This window comes from Gilliamella sp. B2911, from assembly GCF_026536965.1.
In the GTDB taxonomy this organism is placed as follows: Bacteria; Pseudomonadota; Gammaproteobacteria; order Enterobacterales; family Orbaceae; genus Gilliamella; species Gilliamella apicola_E.
The window spans coordinates 1-2922 of the sequence record NZ_JAFNNA010000026.1 but is presented as its reverse complement, the minus strand read 5'-3'; the positions used below and the strand labels follow the sequence as shown (position 1 = coordinate 2922).

Below are 2922 nucleotides of genomic sequence, written 5' to 3'. Positions count from 1 at the left end.
CCAAAACAACTCCGAGTTGTAAGGTTAAGACTCTCGGTTCATTAGTATCAGTTAGCTCAATGTATCACTACACTTACACACCTGACCTATCTACGTCTTAGTCTCAAACGGACCTTACTGAATCTCTTCAGGGAAAACTCATCTCGAGGCTAGTTTCGTGCTTAGATGCTTTCAGCACTTATCTATTCCGCACGTAGCTACCGGGCAATGCAATTGGCATCACAACCCGAACACCAGCGGTGCGTTCACTTCGGTCCTCTCGTACTAGAAGCAAACCCTCTCAATTTTCCTACGCCCATGGCAGATAGGGACCGAACTGTCTCACGACGTTCTAAACCCAGCTCGCGTACCACTTTAAACGGCGAACAGCCGTACCCTTGGGACCTACTTCAGCCCCAGGATGTGATGAGCCGACATCGAGGTGCCAAACACCGCCGTCGATATGAACTCTTGGGCGGTATCAGCCTGTTATCCCCGGAGTACCTTTTATCCGTTGAGCGATGGCCCTTCCATTCAGAACCACCGGATCACTATGACCTACTTTCGTACCTGCTCGAGCCGTCACTCTCGCAGTCAAGCTAGCTTTTGCCATTGCACTAACCTCCTGATGTCCGACCAGGATTAGCTAACCTTCGTGCTCCTCCGTTACTCTTTGGGAGGAGACCGCCCCAGTCAAACTACCCACCAGACAGTGTCCCTTACCTCGATTCAGAAGTATAGGTTAGAACATCAAACATTAAAGGGTGGTATTTCAAGGTCGACTCCATGCATACTGGCGTACACACTTCATAGTCTCCCACCTATCCTACACATTAAGGCTCAATGTTCACTGTCAAGCTATAGTAAAGGTTCACGGGGTCTTTCCGTCTTGCCACGGGTACACCGCATCTTCACGGCAATTTCAATTTCACTGAGTCTCGGGTGGAGACAGCCTGGCCATCATTACGCCATTCGTGCAGGTCGGAACTTACCCGACAAGGAATTTCGCTACCTTAGGACCGTTATAGTTACGGCCGCCGTTTACTGGGGCTTCGATCAAGAGCTTCTGCTTACGCATAACCCCATCAATTAACCTTCCAGCACCGGGCAGGCGTCACACCGTATACGTCCACTTTCGTGTTTGCACAGTGCTGTGTTTTTATTAAACAGTTGCAGCCAGCTGGTATCTTCGACTGATTTCACCTCCATCCGCGTGGGACTTCAATTACCGTCAGCGTGCCTTCTCCCGAAGTTACGGCACCATTTTGCCTAGTTCCTTCACCCGAGTTCTCTCAAGCGCCTGAGTATTCTCTACCTGACCACCTGTGTCGGTTTCGGGTACGATTAACTATAACCTGAAGCTTAGAGGATTTTCCTGGAAGCAGGGCATCAATTACTTCACTACCTTAGTAGCTCGTCATCACGCCTCAGGGTCTCAGTGACCGGATTTGCCTAATCACACCCCTACACGCTTAACCCACCATCCAATAGGTGGTAAACCTAGCCTTCTTCGTCCCCCCATCGCAGTTATAGCCAGTACGGGAATATTAACCCGTTTCCCATCAGATACGCCCTTCGGCCTCTCCTTAGGGGTCGACTCACCCTGCCCCGATTAACGTTGGACAGGAACCCTTGGTCTTCCGGCGAGCGGGCTTTTCACCCGCTTTATCGTTACTTATGTCAGCATTCGCACTTCTGATACCTCCAGCATGCCTCACAACACACCTTCTACGGCTTACAGAACGCTCCCCTACCCAATACACTTACGTGCACTGCCGCAGCTTCGGTGCATAGTTTTAGCCCCGTTACATCTTCCGCGCAGGCCGACTCGACTAGTGAGCTATTACGCTTTCTTTAAATGATGGCTGCTTCTAAGCCAACATCCTAGCTGTCTAAGCCTTCCCACTTCGTTTCCCACTTAACTATGACTTGGGGACCTTAGCTGGCGGTCTGGGTTGTTTCCCTCTTCACGACGAACGTTAGCACCCGCCGTGTGTCTCCCATGATTAAACTTGTCAGTATTCGGAGTTTGCATCGGGTTGGTAAGCCGGGATGGCCCCCTAGCCGAAACAGTGCTCTACCCCCAACAGTTATACATGAGGCGCTACCTAAATAGCTTTCGGGGAGAACCAGCTATCTCCCGGTTTGATTGGCCTTTCACCCCCAGCCACAGGTCATCCGCTAATTTTTCAACATTAGTCGGTTCGGTCCTCCAGTTAGTGTTAACCAACCTTCAACCTGCCCATGGCTAGATCACCGGGTTTCGGGTCTATACCCTGCAACTTAACGCACAGTTAATACTCGGTTTCCCTTCGGCTCCCCTATTCGGTTAACCTTGCTACAGAATATAAGTCGCTGACCCATTATACAAAAGGTACGCAGTCACACATACCCAACGGCACATGCTCCCACTGATTGTACGTACACGGTTTCAGGGTCTATTTCACTCCCCTCCCGGGGTTCTTTTCGCCTTTCCCTCACGGTACTGGTTCACTATCGGTCAATCAGGAGTATTTAGCCTTGGAGGATGGTCCCCCCATCTTCAGACAGGATATCACGTGTCCCGCCCTACTCTATAAGCTTCCACATAATGCACTTTCATGTACGGGACTTTCACCCTCTATCGTGCGACTTTCCAGACGCTTCCACTAATACATTATGCTACCCGCTTGGGCTACTCCCATTTCGCTCGCCGCTACTTTGGGAATCTCGGTTGATTTCTTTTCCTCGGGGTACTTAGATGTTTCAGTTCTCCCGGTTCGCCTCATCTGACTATGTATTCATCAGATGATAGTGCAGTCACCTGCACTGGGTTTCCCCATTCGGACATCAACGGCTATAGCGCCTTTTATCGGCTCACCGTCGCTTTTCGCAGATTAACACGTCCTTCATCGCCTCTGATTGCCTAGGCATCCACCGTGTACGCTTAATTTCTTAACCTTA

1 rRNA gene is annotated in these 2922 nt (G+C 50.4%); it reads right to left on the bottom strand.

Features of this window, described 5'->3' with window-relative positions:
• Positions 1-20 precede the first annotated feature (20 nt).
• Positions 21-2919, bottom strand: a 23S ribosomal RNA gene (locus J3U27_RS11530).
• Between the last annotated feature and the right edge of the window lie 3 nt (positions 2920-2922).